The organism is Planotetraspora phitsanulokensis, assembly GCF_016863295.1.
Taxonomy (GTDB): Bacteria; Actinomycetota; Actinomycetes; order Streptosporangiales; family Streptosporangiaceae; genus Planotetraspora; species Planotetraspora phitsanulokensis.
This window is the reverse complement of the sequence record NZ_BOOP01000009.1, coordinates 31071-46170: the sequence shown is the minus strand read 5'-3', so window position 1 is coordinate 46170 and position 15100 is coordinate 31071. Positions and strand designations below refer to the sequence as shown.

At 72.4% G+C, this 15100-nt stretch carries 14 protein-coding genes and 1 pseudogene; 10 read left to right on the top strand and 5 right to left on the bottom strand.

All coding sequences use genetic code 11. The features are described 5' to 3' along the window. The first annotated feature begins 88 nt into the window (after positions 1-88). Positions 89-838, top strand: a complete 750-nt coding sequence (locus tag Pph01_RS12125; RefSeq protein ID WP_204073149.1) for an SDR family NAD(P)-dependent oxidoreductase — start codon at positions 89-91, stop codon at positions 836-838. 31 nt (positions 839-869) lie between these two features. On the opposite strand, the gene Pph01_RS12120 is transcribed toward Pph01_RS12125, so the two are convergent. Together Pph01_RS12120 and Pph01_RS12115 are read right to left on the bottom strand one after the other, a co-directional pair. Next, positions 870-1142: a ferredoxin gene (locus Pph01_RS12120; RefSeq protein WP_204073148.1), complete on the bottom strand. Its 273-nt coding sequence runs from the start codon at positions 1140-1142 to the stop codon at positions 870-872. Then, positions 1139-2290, bottom strand: a complete 1152-nt coding sequence (locus Pph01_RS12115) for a 3-ketosteroid-9-alpha-monooxygenase, oxygenase component (protein WP_239116633.1) — start codon at positions 2288-2290, stop codon at positions 1139-1141. Before Pph01_RS12115 ends, Pph01_RS12120 begins: the two co-directional genes overlap by 4 nt. A gap of 166 nt (positions 2291-2456) precedes the next feature. On the opposite strand from Pph01_RS12115, the gene hsaA reads away from it, so the two are divergent. Together hsaA and Pph01_RS12105 are read left to right on the top strand one after the other, a co-directional pair. Beyond that, positions 2457-3623 (top strand): 3-hydroxy-9,10-secoandrosta-1,3,5(10)-triene-9,17-dione monooxygenase oxygenase subunit, encoded by a 1167-nt coding sequence (gene hsaA, locus Pph01_RS12110; protein ID WP_204073147.1) that lies wholly within the window; start codon positions 2457-2459, stop codon positions 3621-3623. A 93-nt stretch (positions 3624-3716) separates the two neighbouring features. After that, a complete protein-coding gene (locus Pph01_RS12105) occupies positions 3717-4328 on the top strand; it encodes a TetR/AcrR family transcriptional regulator (RefSeq protein WP_204073146.1) in 612 nt (203 codons plus the stop codon). Position 4329: 1 nt separating this feature from the next. On the opposite strand, the gene Pph01_RS12100 is transcribed toward Pph01_RS12105, so the two are convergent. Both Pph01_RS12100 and casG read right to left on the bottom strand, forming a co-directional pair. After that, positions 4330-5244 (bottom strand): 3-oxoacyl-ACP reductase, encoded by a 915-nt coding sequence (locus Pph01_RS12100; protein WP_204073145.1) that lies wholly within the window; start codon positions 5242-5244, stop codon positions 4330-4332. Then, positions 5241-6911, bottom strand: a complete 1671-nt coding sequence (gene casG / locus Pph01_RS12095; protein ID WP_204073144.1) for a steroid-24-oyl-CoA synthetase — start codon at positions 6909-6911, stop codon at positions 5241-5243. Before casG ends, Pph01_RS12100 begins: the two co-directional genes overlap by 4 nt. A 147-nt stretch (positions 6912-7058) precedes the next feature. Between casG and Pph01_RS12090 the strand changes: the two genes are divergently transcribed. The 6 genes and pseudogenes from Pph01_RS12090 (at position 7059) to Pph01_RS42725 (ending at position 12629) form a co-directional block, all read left to right on the top strand. After that, the gene (locus Pph01_RS12090; protein WP_204073143.1) at positions 7059-7820 is read left to right on the top strand and encodes an SDR family NAD(P)-dependent oxidoreductase; all 762 of its coding nucleotides are present in this window, start codon (positions 7059-7061) and stop codon (positions 7818-7820) included. 130 nt (positions 7821-7950) lie between these two features. After that, positions 7951-9612, top strand: a complete 1662-nt coding sequence (gene casI / locus Pph01_RS12085; protein ID WP_204073142.1) for a steroid-22-oyl-CoA synthetase — start codon at positions 7951-7953, stop codon at positions 9610-9612. A gap of 30 nt (positions 9613-9642) precedes the next feature. Beyond that, on the top strand, positions 9643-10806 hold the full coding sequence (locus tag Pph01_RS12080) for an acyl-CoA dehydrogenase family protein (protein WP_204073141.1): 1164 nt from the start codon (positions 9643-9645) through the stop codon (positions 10804-10806). Continuing rightward, entirely contained in the window at positions 10806-11927 is a 1122-nt protein-coding gene (locus Pph01_RS12075) for an acyl-CoA dehydrogenase family protein (protein WP_204073140.1), read from the top strand. The genes Pph01_RS12080 and Pph01_RS12075 overlap by 1 nt, the downstream gene beginning before the upstream one ends. Continuing rightward, positions 11834-12229, top strand: a pseudogene (locus tag Pph01_RS43675) (hypothetical protein); the annotation flags it as partial. The gene Pph01_RS12075 and the pseudogene Pph01_RS43675, both read left to right, overlap by 94 nt. 109 nt (positions 12230-12338) lie before the next feature. After that, positions 12339-12629 (top strand): MaoC/PaaZ C-terminal domain-containing protein, encoded by a 291-nt coding sequence (locus tag Pph01_RS42725; protein WP_239116630.1) that lies wholly within the window; start codon positions 12339-12341, stop codon positions 12627-12629. Here the strand turns inward: Pph01_RS42725 and Pph01_RS12065 are convergent. Further along, positions 12608-13375: an SDR family oxidoreductase gene (locus Pph01_RS12065; protein ID WP_204073139.1), complete on the bottom strand. Its 768-nt coding sequence runs from the start codon at positions 13373-13375 to the stop codon at positions 12608-12610. The two genes, Pph01_RS42725 and Pph01_RS12065, sit on opposite strands and share 22 nt — an antisense overlap. Positions 13376-13510: 135 nt before the next feature. Here Pph01_RS12065 and Pph01_RS12060 point away from each other — a divergent pair, with 135 nt between their 5' ends. Next, positions 13511-15091: a FadD3 family acyl-CoA ligase gene (locus Pph01_RS12060; RefSeq protein WP_204073138.1), complete on the top strand. Its 1581-nt coding sequence runs from the start codon at positions 13511-13513 to the stop codon at positions 15089-15091. The last annotated feature ends 9 nt before the right edge of the window (positions 15092-15100 follow it).

Below are 15100 nucleotides of genomic sequence, written 5' to 3'. Positions count from 1 at the left end.
AACGAGTGAGGACGCGACGAGGGAAGCCATGGCCTCAAAGGCGCCCCGAGCGCCGTGCCGAAGGCGCGGCCATAGACACGGAGGATGGATGAACCGTTTCGAGGACAGGAACGTCCTGCTGACCGGCGCCGGGTCGGGCATCGGCCGGGCGACGGCCGTACGGCTGCTCTCGGAGGGCGCGACGGTGTTCGCCGTGGACCGGGACGAGGCGGGTCTCGCCGAGACCGGGAAGCTCGCCGGCGACGACGGCCGGTTCCTCCCTCACGTGGCCGACCTGGCGGAGGAGGAGGGGGTGGTCTCGGCGGCGGCCGCGGCTGTCGCCGCCCTTGAGCGGGTCGACGTGCTGGTCAACGTGGCGGGGGTCCTGCGGGTCACTCCGATGGACTCGTTGCGCCTCGACGACTACAGGGAGATCTTCGCGGTCAACGTGTTCGCACCGGTGGTGCTCTGCCGGGAGGTGCTGCCGCACGTCCCGGACCGTACGGGGGTCGTCGTGAACGTGACCTCGACGGCGGCGACGAAGGCCCACCCCTGGATGACCGGGTACGCGGCCTCCAAGGGCGCTCTGCTCTCCTTCTCGATCAGCCTGGCCGCGGAGTTGTCGGCGCGGCGGATCCGCGTCGTGCCGGTCTCGCCGGGCGGCGTCGCCACGCCGCTGACGGCGAACAGGCAGACCTACGCCGGCATCGACACCGCGTGGTACGCCCGCACCTACCCGTTGTGGGGCAGGCCCGGCCGTCCCGAGGACGTCGCCGGGACGATCGCGTTCGCGGCCTCGGCGGACGGCGCCTACCTCAACGGCGTCGAGGTCCGCGTCGACGGCGGATCCCACAGCTGATCGCGGCGGGCGGCCGCGGCCGCCCGCTCCATCAGTCTTCGGGCACGGGGATGGCGCCCTCGAGCGCCGCCCGGACGATCGACTCCCGCAGTGCCGTACAGCCCTCGAAGAGCCCGCCCGCCCCGCCGTCGGCGGCGCGGGCGGCCTGTCGTTCGAGGCAGGCGCCGAGGGCCTGTGCGCTCCACTGGACGCTGGTCTGCTCCCAGCTCGCCTTGCGCACCTCGACTCCGGCGCCGCACCGGAGGCAGCACAGCGGCCGCATCGGCGCTCCGTCGAGCAGGCGGTCGTCGGCGCGGATCGTCATGCCTGCCGGCCCGCCGCGGCGGCCCTGCGCGCGAGGTTCGCCTCGACCTCCTGCTTCCACGCCTCGACCGGGCGGGTGGTGTCGAGCTCGAACTCGAAGCGCTCCACCATCTCCGGCCTGACGTCGGCCACGTCGACGTAGAACTGCTCGTACCAGCGGCGGAGCTGGTAGACCGGCCCGTCCTCCTCGCACAGCAGGGGGTTGTCGATGCGGGTCTTGTGCTTCCAGATCTCGACGTCCTGGTCGAAGCCCTTGAGGATGAACTCGCCCAGCTTGTGGGCCATGGCCTCGGCCGACTCCCCGGGGAGCTTGTCGCTGTGCTGCACGATGATGCCCGAGTGCAGCATGAACGAGTTCCCGTCGATCGGGTAGTGCGCGTTGATCAGCACGGACTTCAGGTCCATGTCGTCGTAGTGGTAGGTCAGGTCGTCGATCATGAAGGACGGCCCGTGGTACGACGCCACCGAGGTGTTGCCGAGCATCCGCGGTCCCTTGCCCGGAGGACGGGCGTCCGGGCGGCTGAGGCCCTTCATGATCTGGGTCGCGACGTGGCCCTCGAAGATGTTCTTGAAGTACGTGGGGAACGAGTAGTGCACGTAGAAGAAGTGCGCCATGTCCACCACGTTGTCCATGACCTCGCGGCAGTTCGTCTCGACCACGATCTCCTGCCAGACCCAGTCGGTCCAGTCGTCGCGGCCGGCGCCCTCGATGCGGGGGATCGCCACCTCCGGCTGGGGCGGGTTGCCCTCCGGGTCGTTCCAGACGAACAGGAGGCCGTCCTGCTCCATCGTGGTCCACGCGGCGGTGCGGGCGCGCAGGGGGACGCGACGGGCGTAGGGGATCTTCTTGCAGCGGCCGTCGCCACCCCAGCGCCAGTCGTGGAAGGGGCAGGCGAGCTCGTCACCCTTGATCGTGCCCCGTGAGAGGTCGGCGCCCATGTGGCGGCAGTAGGCATCCAGTACGTTGAGGCCGCCGTCGCCGCTCTGGAAGACCACGAGCTTCTGCCCGAACGCGTTGACGGTGTGCGGCTTGCCGTCCTTGAACCGCCCGGACAGGCCGAGGCAGTGCCAGCCCCGGGCGAATCGCGTGGGCACCGCTTCCGCTTCGATGCTGCGGACGCCGGTGGTCGAGGCCTCGACTGCAGTCACGTTGACCCATCCCTTCAGGACGCGCGTGATCCCAGCATGCCAAGCCGGATCCGCCCGGCCCGCCGCCAGTCCCATTGGCCGGGATGGCCCTGACATGCGGGCATCGGGGCGACGCACCATCATGGACGGGTACGCCCGGACGAACGCGACTATGGAGATCGACACGATGAGCAACGAGGTCCTGGAGGCGGTCCGCGCGCTTCTGCCCGTGATCGCGGAGCGTGCCCGAGCCACGGACGAGGACCGGGGAGTACCCGCGGAGACCGTCCAGGCGCTGGTCGAGGCCGGGGTCTTCCGGATGTTGCAGCCCAAGCGGTACGGCGGCGCGGAGAGCGACCCGGTGTGGTTCTTCGAGGTCGTCAGGGAGATCTCCGGGGTCTGCGGGTCGACCGGGTGGGTCGCGAGCGTGCTCGGGGTGCATCCGTGGCATGTCGGCCTGTTCGACGAGGCGGCGCAGGACGAGGTCTGGGGCGACGACCAGGACGCGCTCGTCGCCTCGTCGTACGCCCCCGTCGGGCGGCTGACCCCGGTCGAGGGCGGATACGAGCTCACCGGCCGGTGGCGGTTCTCCTCTGGCTGCGAGCACGCCTCGTGGGTGCTGGTCGGCGGCCTGGTCGTGGGCGCCCAGGGCAGGCCGGTGGACTTCATGACCGTGCTCGTCCCCCGGTCGGACTTCCTGATCGAGGACGTGTGGGACGTCATCGGGCTGCGCGGCACGGCGAGCAACGACGTGATCGTGGAGCGGGCCTTCGTGCCCGAGCACCGCACGATGCGCAACTACGACCAGGCCCAGCTGCGGGGTCCCGGCCAGAAGGTCAACTCCGGCCCGCTCTACCGCATGCCGTTCGGGAGCGTGTTCACGACCGCGATCACCGCCCCCGTGATCGGCATGGCGGCCGGCTGCTACCGGTCCTACGTCACGGCGATGCGCGACCGCGTACGGCTGAGCCTGGGCGGCGGCCGGTTCGCCGAGGACCAGTTCGCCCAGGTCGCCGTCGCCAGGGCCGCCTCGGAGATCGACGCGGCGATCCTGCAGACGGACCGCAACGTGCGCGAGGTGTACGAGCACGCCGTCCGGGGCGAGCGGATCCCGATGGAGCTGCGCCTGCGGGTCCGCAGGGACCAGGTCCGGGCGACCGAGCGGGCGCTCGAGGCGATCGACATCCTCTTCAAGACCGCCGGGGGCAACTCGCTCCGGCGGGGCAACCCCATCGAGCGGGCCTGGCGGGACGCCCACGCGGGCAGCGTCCATGTGGCCAACGACGTCGAGCGGGCCCTCGCGATGTACGGCAAGGGCGAGTTCGGCCTGACCGTCGAGGACAACCTGGTCTGACGGACGCCGATCCCACTCACCGGTACGAACGGCTCGCGTCACCGCCGGTGGCGCTGTGTATGGTCGTTGCGACAGAACCGAGCAGGGGGAACCGTGCCGAGAATCGCCGAGGTCAGAGCGCCGGCGGAGCCCAGCTCCCCGGAGCAGCGGGCCCGGCATCTGCGCATCCTCCGGGCCGCCGCGCGGATCGGGGCCGACCGGGGCCTCGAGCGCATGCAGATGCACGAGGTGGCCAAGGCCGCGGGCGTCGCGATCGCGACGTTGTACCGCTACTTCCCCTCGAAGACCCATCTGTTCACGGCCGTGCTGGCCGAGCAGATCGACCGTTTCAACGAGGGCATCCGGCCCCCGGAGCCGGGCACGAGCCCTGAGGACGCGGTCGCCGACGTGCTGGTGCAGGCCAGCCGTCAGTTGTTGCGCAGGCCCAGGCTCGCGGTCGCGATGCTCCAGTCCGCGAACGCGGCGAACGCGGCCGCGGTGGCCGACGCCGGGCGGATCGACGGCACCTTCAGCGAGATCATCCAGCGGGCGCTCGGGATCGGCGAGCCCACCGCCCTCGACGTCACGCTGATCCGCCTGCTCATGCAGTGCTGGTACGGCGTGCTGCAGTCGAGCCTCAACGGGCGGATGTCGATCCCCGACACCGAGAGCGACATCAGGATCGCCTGCCGGCTGCTGCTCGCCCCGAGGTCGAACTCCGGGTGACTCAGGTGGGCTGAGTCCCCCCGAGCCGGGCCACGCTGTGGGCCGCGTAGGTGCGGTGGGGGTCGCGCCCGCTGAAGTAGGGCGTGAGCAGCTCGTCGAACTCGTCGACCGAGAACACCCCGTCGGCGGCGGTGAACTTCTGCTCGACCGTCGGGGGCGCCAGCAGCGCGACCATGTCGCCGTACACCACGAACACCTGGCCGGTGATCTCGTCGGCCGCCGGGGAGGCGAGATAGCTCACGAAGGTGGCGACCCGATCCGGGGACAGGACGTCCAGCCCGCCCGTCTTGGGGGCGTCGCCGAAGACCCCGGCCGTCATGGCGGTGCGGGCCCGGGGGCAGATCGCGTTGGCCCGCACGCCGTACCTCGCCAGGCCCTGCGCGGTCGACAGGGTGAGCGCGGTGATGCCCGCCTTGGCGGCCGAGTAGTTCGGCTGGCCGGCGGAGCCGAAGAGGAACGCCTCGGAGGAGGTGTTGACGACGCGGCCGTAGACCGGCCCTCCGACGGCCTTCGAGGCGGCCCGCCAGTAGGCCGCCGCCGCGCGGGACACCGCGGCGTGGCCCTTGAGATGGACGCGGACGACGTCGTCCCAGTCCGGCTCGCTCAGGTTGAACACCATCTTGTCGCGGAGCACGCCCGCGTTGTTCACCACGATGTCGAGGCCGCCGAACGTCTCGGTCGCCGCCTGGACCAGCCGGTCGCCCATGGACCATTCGCCGACGTCGCCGGTCACCGCGACGGCCTGCCCGCCGCGGGCCTTGATCTCGGCCACGACGTCGTCGGCGGCCGACCCCACGTCGTTGACGACGACGTTCGCGCCCCGGCCCGCGAGGGCGAGCGCCTCGCTGCGGCCGAGGCCGGCGCCCGCGCCGGTGACGACGGCGGTCCTGCCCTCCAGGCTGGTCTTCTGGCTCACTGGACGCTCCTGCTCTGTCGGATGCCGAGGGACAGTTCGACCTCGCGGCGGACGACCTTGCCGGTGGCGTTGCGCGGCAGCGGGTCGGTCGTGATCCGCCAGCGGGACGGCACCTTGAAATAGGCGAGGTGTTCGGCGGCGTGCGCGCGCAGTTCGTCCTCGTCGACCGGGCGTCTGTCACCGGTGACGACCACGGCCGCGACCTCCTGACCAAGGTCGGGGTGGGGTGCGCCGACGACGGCGCATTCGAGGACGCCCGGGTGCTCCCACAGCACGCTCTCCACCTCGGCGGGGTAGACGTTCTCCCCGCCGCGCAGGATCAGGTCGGAACGGCGGGTGGTGAGGCGCAGGCGACCGCCCTCGATCACGCCGATGTCACCGGTGTGCAGCCAGCGGTCCTCCCGGATCGCCCGCGCGGTGGCCTCCGGGTCCTGCCAGTAGCCGAGCATGTTGAACGGGCTGCGCGCGCAGATCTCCCCTTCGACGCCCTCGGGAACCGGCATATTCTGCGGATCGCGGATCTCGACCTTCACGGTCGCGACGGGCCGGCCGACCGTCCCCGGCGCCTCCGCCAGGTCCGCCGGCGTCGCGATGGAGATCGCGGTCGACGACTCGGTCAGGCCGTAGCTGTCGACCAGTGACTGACGGGCCACCGGGAAGCCCGCGCGCAGGCGTTCCTTGAACGACGGTGAGGACGGCGCGGACGCGAGCGAGAAGGCGGCCAGCGAGGACAGGTCGTAGCCCGACAGATCGCCGTGCTCCAGCAGCCGGTGCGCCATCGTGGGCACGGCCCCCCAGTTGGTGACCCGCTCCCGCTCGACCAGCCGCAACACCCGGTCGACGTCGAAGGCGCCCTGGTGCATGACGACCGCGGAGCCGGTCGCGAGGCGCGGAACCGCGAGGTTGTGCAGGCCCGCGATGTGGAACAACGGCAGCGCCAGCAGGTAGCGCCGCGTCGCCGGGTCGGTGGGGTCGCCGAACGCGCGGGCCGTCGCGTCGTTCATGCGGTGGTACTCGATGACCGACGTGAGGTTGCGGTGCGAGTGCACCGCGCCCTTCGGCCGGCCGGAGGTGCCGCTGGTGTAGACGATGATCACCGGATCGTCCTCGTCGGCGGCGTGCGGGGCCAGAGGCGCGTCCGGGTACCGCCCGGCCAGCAGGGGGATGTCCTCCATGCGCACCACCGGTGTGCCCGAGCCGCCGAGCGCGGCCCGCTTGGCGTCCGCCACGACCAGTTTCGGCGTCGTGTGACCCAGGGCGTACTCGACCTCGCGGCGCGACCACCACGCGTTGTAGCCGACGGTGACGGCGCCCACGGCGACGGCGGCCCAGAACGCCACGATCCAGCCCGGCCGGTTCGCCGCGTTTACGGCGATCCGGTCGCCGGGCCGCACGCCGTACTCCTCGCGCAGCGTCGCGGCGAGCGACGCGACCTGGCGCGCGTGCGCGGCGTAGCCGATCCGCTCGTGCTCGGTGACGATGTAGTCTCGGTCGCCGAACCGGACCGAGCCGGCGAGCACCTCGCCGAGGTTGCGGTGCCGGTTGCGGAAGACCGGCATGCGGGAGCCGAGGACGTCCTCCTCGGTGAGCTCGAACTCACCCCCGGGACCGGTGAGACGGGCGACGATCGTCATGGCCGCGGTTCTCGGATCTGCCGACGTCCCCATCTGCGCCCTCTCTCTCGGGCGCCCATTGTGACCGCCGGGGGAGCGTCTGCCGAGGGTCGTCTCCCGGTCACCGGGACGGCCCTTCCGGCCCAGGGCGGGGCGACACCACTATTACGGTCGAGCACACGGCGGAAACGGGGAGCCCGAATGGGAAGTCTGGACGGACAGGTCGCGATCGTCACCGGTGCGGGTCAGGGGGTGGGCCAGGGCATCGCGCTCGCCCTCGCCTCCGAGGGGGCGTCCGTCGCGGTGGTCGGGCGCACCATGGCGAAGCTCGAGGCGACCTGCGAACTCGTCCGCGAACGCGGCGCGACGGCCGAGCCCTTCCAGTGCGACGTCAGCGTCACGGAGACGATCCCCGCGGTGGTCGACCAGGTGGCGGAGCGGTTCGGCGGGGTGGACATCCTCGTCAACAACGCCTACTCCGGCGCGTACGGCCCGCTGCTGTCCATGAGCGACGCGGCCTTCCAGAAGGGCTTCCGCAGCGGCCCCTTCGCCGCGTTCGCCTTCATGAAGGCGTGCCACCCCCACATGAAGCGGCGCGGCGGCGGCAGCATCGTCAACCTCGTCACCTCGGCGATGGTCCGATGGGATCCCACCACCTACGGCGCCTACGCCGCGGCCAAGCAGGCGCTCCGCTCGCTGACGCGCACGGCCGCGGCCGAATGGGGGCCCGACGGCATCCGCGCCAACTCCATCGCCCCGCACGCGCTGTCCCCCGGCCTGAAGTGGTGGACGGAGACCAACCCGGAGGAGGCGGAGGAGTTCCGCAGGACGATCCCGCTCGGCTACATCGGCGACTGCGAGCAGGACATCGGCCGGGCGGTCGTCGCGATCGTCGGCCCGGCCATGCGGTACCTGACCGGCGCCACCGTGCCGCTGGACGGCGGGCAGGCGTTCTTCGGCTGACCGGCTGACCGGCTGACCTCCGACCTCCGACCTCCGACCTCCAAGGGTCCTTCCCGGTCAGCGGGACTCGACGGCCCGAGGCGCGTCCCGCTGACTAACGTCGGCCCGGACCAAGGGGAGAGCCACACCAGTGCGACACGAGACGATCGCCGACCTGCTGCTCGCCCGATCCGGCGACGGTCACGCCGGGCTGCGGACCCGCGAGCGCACCTGGACCTGGGACGAGGTGGTCCGCGCGAGCGCCGCCCGCGCCCGGTTGGCCCGCGAGTCGCGGATCGACGGCCCCTTCCACATCGGGGTCCTGCTCGACAACGTGCCGGAGTACGTCTTCTGGCTCGGCGCGGCCGCGCTGAGCGGCGCGACGATCGTCGGCGTCAACCCCACCCACCGGGGCTCGGTCCTGGAGGAGGAGGTCAGGCATGCCGACCCGCAGTTCATCGTCACCGACGAGGCCGGTCTGAAACTGCTCGACGGTCTCGACGTCGGCGTGCCCCGTGACCGTTTCCTGCTCGTCGACGGCGAGGAGTACGCCGAGGCGGTGGCCGCGCACGCGTGCGAGCCGTCCCGCGACCCGGAGATCACCGCCGGGACGCAGTTGCTGCTGCTGTTCACCTCGGGCACGACCGGAGCCTCGAAGGCGGCCAGATGCTCGCAGGGAAGGCTCACCGGGCTGGCCTACGCCAACTCCGCGAAATACGACGTCCGGCGGCACGACGTCACGTACTGCTGCATGCCCCTGTTCCACGGCAACGCGGTGATGGCGCTGTGGGCCCCGTCGCTGGCGGCTGGCGCGACCGTCACGCTGACACCCCGGTTCTCCGTGTCCGGCTTCCTGCCCGACGTGCGCTTCTACGGTGCGACGTTCTTCACCTATGTCGGCAAGGTGATCGCGTACGTCCTGGCGACTCCGGCGGACCCCGGAGACGCGGACAACACGCTCACGCACGCCTTCGGGACGGAGGCGTCGCCGGAGGACCAGGCCGCGTTCCTGCGCCGCTTCGGCTGCAGGCTGCTCGAGGGCTACGGGTCGAGCGAGGGCGCGGGCATGATCAGGCCGGTGCCGGAGGCTCCCGCGGGCGCGCTGGGACGGCCGGCGCACGGCGGGGTCAGGATCGTCGACCCGGAGACGAGGCACACGCGTCCGCCGGCGCTGCTCGACGAGCACGGGCGGGTGACCAACGCCGAGGAGGCCATCGGCGAGATCGTGGACGTCGACGGCGCGGCGAGGTTCGAGGGCTACTACAAGAACGAGGCGGCGGACGCGGAGCGGGTCCGCCACGGCTGGTACTGGACCGGTGACCTCGGCTACGCCGACGAGGAGGGCTACGTCTACTTCGCCGGTCGTTCCGGCGACTGGATCCGGGTGGACGGCGAGAACGTCTCCGCGCTGCTGACCGAGCGCGTCCTGCGCCGCCATCCGCGGATCGTGGCCGCCGCCGTGTTCGCGGTGCCCGACCCCCGGTCCGGCGACCAGGTGATGGCCGCGATCGAGGTGGCCGGCGAGACCTCCTTCGAGGACCTCCGGCTGGCCGGCTTCCTGGCGGGGCAGGCGGACCTGGGCGCCAAGGGTGCGCCGCGCTTCGTCCGGGTCTCGTACGCGCTGCCGGCGACCGGCTCGGGGAAGCTCCGCAAGAAGGAGATGCGGCACGACGGCTGGCGGACCGGCGACCAGGTCTACCGGTGGGCGGGCCGCGGCGGTCCCGAGTACACCCTGCTGACCGATCAGGACAGGGCCGCGCTGCGGGCGGAGTTCGCCTCCGCCGGCCGTCAGCGCTTCCTGCCAGGGATCTAGACCTACGGCCACCGAGGAGGAGAGCGGACCATGGATCTGCGCGAGACCGCCGCGCAACGACGGCTGCGCATGGAGTTGCGGGAGTACTTCGCGGGCCTGCTGCCCGAGGACGAGCGGCGCCTGACGGGCGAGGAGGGCGTGGGCGGCGACCGCTTCCGCGAGGTGGTCGGACGACTCGGCGCCGACGGCTGGCTCGGCATCGGGTGGCCCGTCGAGTACGGCGGGCAGGGCAGGTCGGTTGAGGAGCAGTACGTGTTCTTCGACGAGGTCCAGCGGGCCGGGCTGCCCTTTCCCTTCGTCACCGTCAACACCGTCGGTCCGACCCTGATGAGCCACGGGACGGACGAGCAGAAGAAGAGATATCTCCCCGGCATCCTGTCGGGCGACATCGTCTTCGCGATCGGTTACACCGAACCGGGAGCCGGCACCGACCTCGCCTCCCTGACGACCCGCGCGGTCAGGGACGGCGACGAGTGGGTCGTCGACGGCAGCAAGATCTTCACCAGCGGCGCGAACACGGCCGACTACGTCTGGCTCGCCTGCCGCACCGATCCGGACGCCCCCAAGCACAAGGGCATCTCCATCCTGATCGTCCCCACCGCCGCCCCCGGCTTCTCCTGGAGCCCCATCCGGTGCGTGGGCGGCATGGTGGTCACGACCACCTACTACAGCGGCGTCCGGGTGCTCGCGGGCGACGTCGTCGGCGAGGTCGACGGCGGCTGGCGGCTCATCACCCACCAGCTCAACCACGAGCGGATCGGCCTGGCCGCAATGGGCGGCCGGATGATCCAGCTGTGGGAGCGCGTCCGGGACTGGGCGAGGGACAACGGGGCGATCGACCTGCCGTGGGTCCAGCGCGACCTGGCGCGCACCTACGCGCGCCTGGAGGCGATGCGGCTGATGAACTGGAAGATGACCGCCGCGGTCGCGGACGGCACGTTGTCCGGCGCGGACGCGGGCGCGGCGAAGGTCTACGGCACCGAGACGCACATCGACGTGCAGCGGACGCTGTCGGGGATCATCGGCGTCGGCGGGCGGCTCCGACCCGGGTCGCCGGGGGCCGTGCTCGCCGGTCAGATCGAGCAGCTGTCGCGGCAGGGCATCGTGAACACCTTCGGCGGCGGCGTGAACGAGGTCCTGCGGGACATGGTCGCCACCCAGGGGCTCGGCCTTCCCCGAATGGAGCGTCGCTGATGGACTTCACTCTGGACGACGAGCTCGAGGCGGTCCGCGAGCTGGCGGGCAAGATCTTCAGCGACCGTGCGCGCACCGATCGTGTCCGCCTGGTCGAGGGCACCTCCACGGGGATCGACGAGGAGTTGTGGGCGGAGCTGGGCCGTACCGGCCTGCTCGGCATCGCGCTGCCGGAGGAGGCGGGCGGGGCCGGGCTGGGACTCGGCGCCCTGTGCGTCCTGCTGGAGGAGCAGGGCCGTGCCGTTGCGCCCGTCCCGCTGTGGCCGTCCGCGGTCGCCGCGCTCGCGGTCGCCCGGCACGGTACGGCGGAGCAGCGCGAGAGCCTGCTACCCGGCGTGGCTGAGGGCTCGCTGCGGCTCACCGTGGCGCTGGAGGAGTTCGGCGCGCCCGATCCGGCCGAGCCGGGCTGTGTGGCCCGGCGGGACGGCGACGCGTGGCGGCTGACCGGTGTGAAGGCCGCCGTCCCGTCGCCCTTCGGCGCGGTCGGCGTGCTGGTCTCCGCGACGGCCGAGACCGGGCCCGGCCTGTTCCTGGTCGTCTCCGACGACCCCACCGGCCCGGAGGGGGGCGCCTGGGATCGCGTGGAGACCACAAGTCACGACCGCGGCGGCCATCTCACCTTGACCGGCGCGTCCGCCACGGCCGTCGGCGTGCCGGGCGGCGGCGCCCTCCGGGAGACCCTTCACCGCGCCGCCGTCGCCCTGGCGGCGGTCCAGCTCGGCGTCGCCCAGGGCGCGCTGCGCCACGCGGTGACCCATCTCAGCGCGCGCAGGCAGTTCGGCCGCCCGCTTGCGACCTTCCAGGCGGTGCAGCACCAGCTCGCCGACTGCTACATCGACATCGACGCCATGCGCGTGTGCCTGTGGCAGGCCGTCACCGCTCTCGGTGCTGAGGAAGGCGCCGAGGCGGCCGTGCTGGTCGCGAAGTGGTGGGCCGGCGAGGCCGGGCTGACCGTGGCGCACCGGGTGCAGCACCTTCACGGCGGAATCGGCGTCGACGTCGACTATCCCGTGCACCGGCACTTCCTGTGGGCGCGGCAGATCTCCGGCACCCTGGGCGGGCCCAGCGCCGACCTGGCCAGGCTCGGCGCCGTGCTCGCCTCCGGGACGGCGGCCCCGTGAGCCGGAACGGGCCCGGCGCGGGTCAGTGGATCGGCCGCGACCTCGGGAGGCGCACGGCCGCCTACGACGAGCGCGACGTGATCCTCTACGCGCTCGCGGTCGGCGCCGCGCCGACGGACCTGGACCTCGTCTTCGAGAAGCGGCTGCGTGCGCTGCCCACGTTCGCGCTGACGAAGGCGCAGTGGGCGCCGGACGCCCTCGGGTCGCTGGGCGCGTTCGACATCAGGACCACGATGCACGCGTCGCAGCGGCTGCGGGTGCTGCGGCCGCTGCCTCCCGCGGGCGAGCTGACGATGGCCTCGCACGTCGCGCACGTCTGGGACAAGGGCAGCGCCGCGATCTTCGAGGTCGAGGTGGAGAGCGAGTTCTTCGTCGCCCGCGCTGTACCGCCTGCTCGGCGACCGGCACGCCATGCACATCGACCCGGAGGCGGCGAAGGCGGCCGGGATGCCGAGGCCGTTCATGCACGGCCTGTGCACGCTGGCCGCGGTGACGCTGCCGCTGGCCGCGGCGGTGGGTGCGCACCCGGCCGACCTGGTCGAGCTGGAGGGCAGGTTCGCCTCCCCGGTCTTCCCCGGCGACCGGCTGGACGTGCGGGGATGGGAACAGGCGGGCCGCGGTGAGGACGTGCTCTTCGAGGCGGCGGTGAACGGCACGCCTGTGCTGGCCGCCGGGCGCGCTCAGTTACGCGTCAGCACGTAACGGGCCGGGACCTCGCCTCCGCCGTGCACCGGGATGTCCGCCCCGGTGATGTAGGAGGCGAGGTCGCTCGCCAGGTAGAGGCAGGTGTTCGCCACGTCGGCGGGCACCGCCATGCGCCCCATCGGGATCAGCTCCGCGACGGCGGCGCCGCCGTCCTCGCCGTACGCCCAGGCGGCGGACTCCGTCCGGATGAGGCCGGTGGTGATGTGGTTGACCCGCACCTTCGGCGACCATTCGAGCGCGAGGGCCCTGGTGAGCACGAGCAGGCCGGCCTTGGCCGCCGAGTAGGCCGCCATGCCCGGCTGGGGGTCGACGGCGGCGACGCTGCCGATGTTGATGATCGAGCCGCCGGTCTCCTGCTCCCGCATGACCTTGTTGGCCGGCTGCGCCACGTAGAACGGCGCGAGCAGGTTGAGGTCCACGACCTTCTCGACGAATCGCGGCGAGACGGTCCCCGCGTCCGCGGGAGGCGAACCGCCGGCGTTGTTGACGAGCACGTCGAGCCGGCCGAGATGCCCGACCGCCTCCTCCACCAGGCCGGCGGCGGCCCCGGCGTCGCGGATGTCGGCGGAGACGAAACGGGCCGTCCTGCCGCCGGCGGCGGGCAGGACCTCGGGCTCGCCGCGCCCGCCCACCACGACCTCCGCGCCCGCGGCGAGGAACCTCTCCGCGATCACGAATCCGATGCCCTTGGTGCCGCCGGTCACCAGGACCGCCCGGCCGCCGTAGTCCGCCGTCACGTCCACATGGGCCTCCCGGAGAGGGGTCGAGGAGAAGGATCCCTCGGAGGGTACGGCCGGGCGTCCCGGCGCGGGGGAGCGGTTCCGGCCAGCGGGACGACGGCCCGCCGGCCCGGGCCGGGGCGGACACCATGGGGACCTATGAGCGACGACGTGGCACTGACGATTCCCGGCGTCCTGTGGCGCGCGGCCGCGGAGTTCCCGGACGCCGAGGCCGTCGTGGACGGCGCCTCCCGGCTGACCTACGCGCGGCTGCGGAGCCGGGTGCGCGAGGCGGCGAAGGCGTTCATCGCGCTCGGCGTCGAGCCGGGCGACCGCATCGGGATCTGGGCGCCGAACAGCCTCCGGTGGATCGTCACCGCGCTGGGGGCCCTGAGTGCCGGCGCCGTCGTGGTCCCGGCCAACACCCGGTACAAGGGCGAGGAGGCGCGGTGGCTGCTCGGCCGCAGCCGCGTGCGTGTGCTCTTCGTGGCGGACGGCTTCCTCGGCAACGGCTACCTCGGCATGCTCGGGGTGACGGCGGACGGGCGGGCGCCCGGCCTGCCCGGCCTCACCACCGTGGTCACCTACGACGCCGAGGAGCGGCCGGGGGCGACGCGCTGGGAGGAGTTCGTGTCGGCCGGCGAAGCGGTCTCGGACGAGGAGGCCGACGCGCGGGCCGAGGCGGTGCGCCCGAACGACGTCGCGGACGTCCTGTTCACCTCCGGGACCACCGGCAGGTCCAAGGGCGCCATGTGCACCCACCGCCAGAACGTCCGGACCTACCTGGCCTGGAGCGACCGGACCGGCCTGCACCACGGCGACCGCTACCTGATCGTCAACCCGCTCTTCCACTCCTTCGGCTACAAGGCGGGGGTGTTCGCCTGCCTGCTCAGGGCCGCGACGATGGTCCTCCAGCCGGTGTTCGCGGCGGGGGAGACGATGCGGCTGGTGGAGGCCGAGCGGATCACCGTGTTGCCGGGGGCGCCGACCATCTACGTCTCGATGCTCGACGCGCCGGAGCGTGAACGGTTCGACCTGTCGTCGCTGCGGCTCGCGGTGACCGGCGCCGCGGTGGTGCCGGTCGCGCTGGTCGCGCGGATGCGGGCCGAACTCTTCCCCGAGGTGGTCACCGCGTACGGGCTGACCGAGTCGTGCGGCACGGTCACCGCGTGCTCCCTGGCGGACGACGACGTCACGGTGGCGACCACGTCCGGCCGTCCCATCGAGGGCGTGGAGGTGATGGTGACGGACGGCGCGGGCGACCCGGTCCCTGAGGGGGAGGACGGGGAGATCCTCGTCCGCGGCCACAACGTGATGGTGGGCTACCTCGACGACGAGGAGGCGACCGCCGAGACGATCAGGGACGGCTGGCTGGTGACCGGCGACCGGGGACGGCTCGACGAGCGCGGCAACCTGGTCATCACCGGCCGGTCGAAGGACATGTACGTCGTCGGCGGGTTCAACGTGTACCCGGCCGAGGTCGAGCAGGTGCTCGCCGCCCACGAGGGGGTCGCCGAGGCCGCGGTGACCGGAGTGCCCGACGCCCGGATGGGCGAGACCGGCCGGGCGTACGTCGTGGCCCGTCCGGGAGCCGTCCTCGTGCCCGGAGAACTCGTCGCGTACTGCCGGGACCGGCTCGCCGGCTTCAAGATGCCCCGCGAGGTCGTGCTCGTCGGGGAGCTTCCACGCAACGCGGCGGGGAAGATCGACAAGGCCGCGCTGGCCGGCCTGACCACCTGAGCGGCCGCG

What these genes read in the sequence shown, in the direction of transcription:
- Pph01_RS12125 (WP_204073149.1), top strand. Translation starts at nt 89, where the DNA reads ATGAACCGTTTCGAGGACAGGAACGTCCTGCTGACCGGCGCCGGGTCG.
- Pph01_RS12120 (WP_204073148.1), bottom strand. Translation starts at nt 1,142, where the DNA reads ATGACGATCCGCGCCGACGACCGCCTGCTCGACGGAGCGCCGATGCGG.
- hsaA (WP_204073147.1), top strand. Translation starts at nt 2,457, where the DNA reads ATGAGCAACGAGGTCCTGGAGGCGGTCCGCGCGCTTCTGCCCGTGATC.
- casG (WP_204073144.1), bottom strand. Translation starts at nt 6,911, where the DNA reads ATGGGGACGTCGGCAGATCCGAGAACCGCGGCCATGACGATCGTCGCC.
- Pph01_RS12090 (WP_204073143.1), top strand. Translation starts at nt 7,059, where the DNA reads ATGGGAAGTCTGGACGGACAGGTCGCGATCGTCACCGGTGCGGGTCAG.
- Pph01_RS12080 (WP_204073141.1), top strand. Translation starts at nt 9,643, where the DNA reads ATGGATCTGCGCGAGACCGCCGCGCAACGACGGCTGCGCATGGAGTTG.
- Pph01_RS12075 (WP_204073140.1), top strand. Translation starts at nt 10,806, where the DNA reads ATGGACTTCACTCTGGACGACGAGCTCGAGGCGGTCCGCGAGCTGGCG.
- Pph01_RS42725 (WP_239116630.1), top strand. Translation starts at nt 12,339, where the DNA reads ATGCACATCGACCCGGAGGCGGCGAAGGCGGCCGGGATGCCGAGGCCG.
- Pph01_RS12060 (WP_204073138.1), top strand. Translation starts at nt 13,511, where the DNA reads ATGAGCGACGACGTGGCACTGACGATTCCCGGCGTCCTGTGGCGCGCG.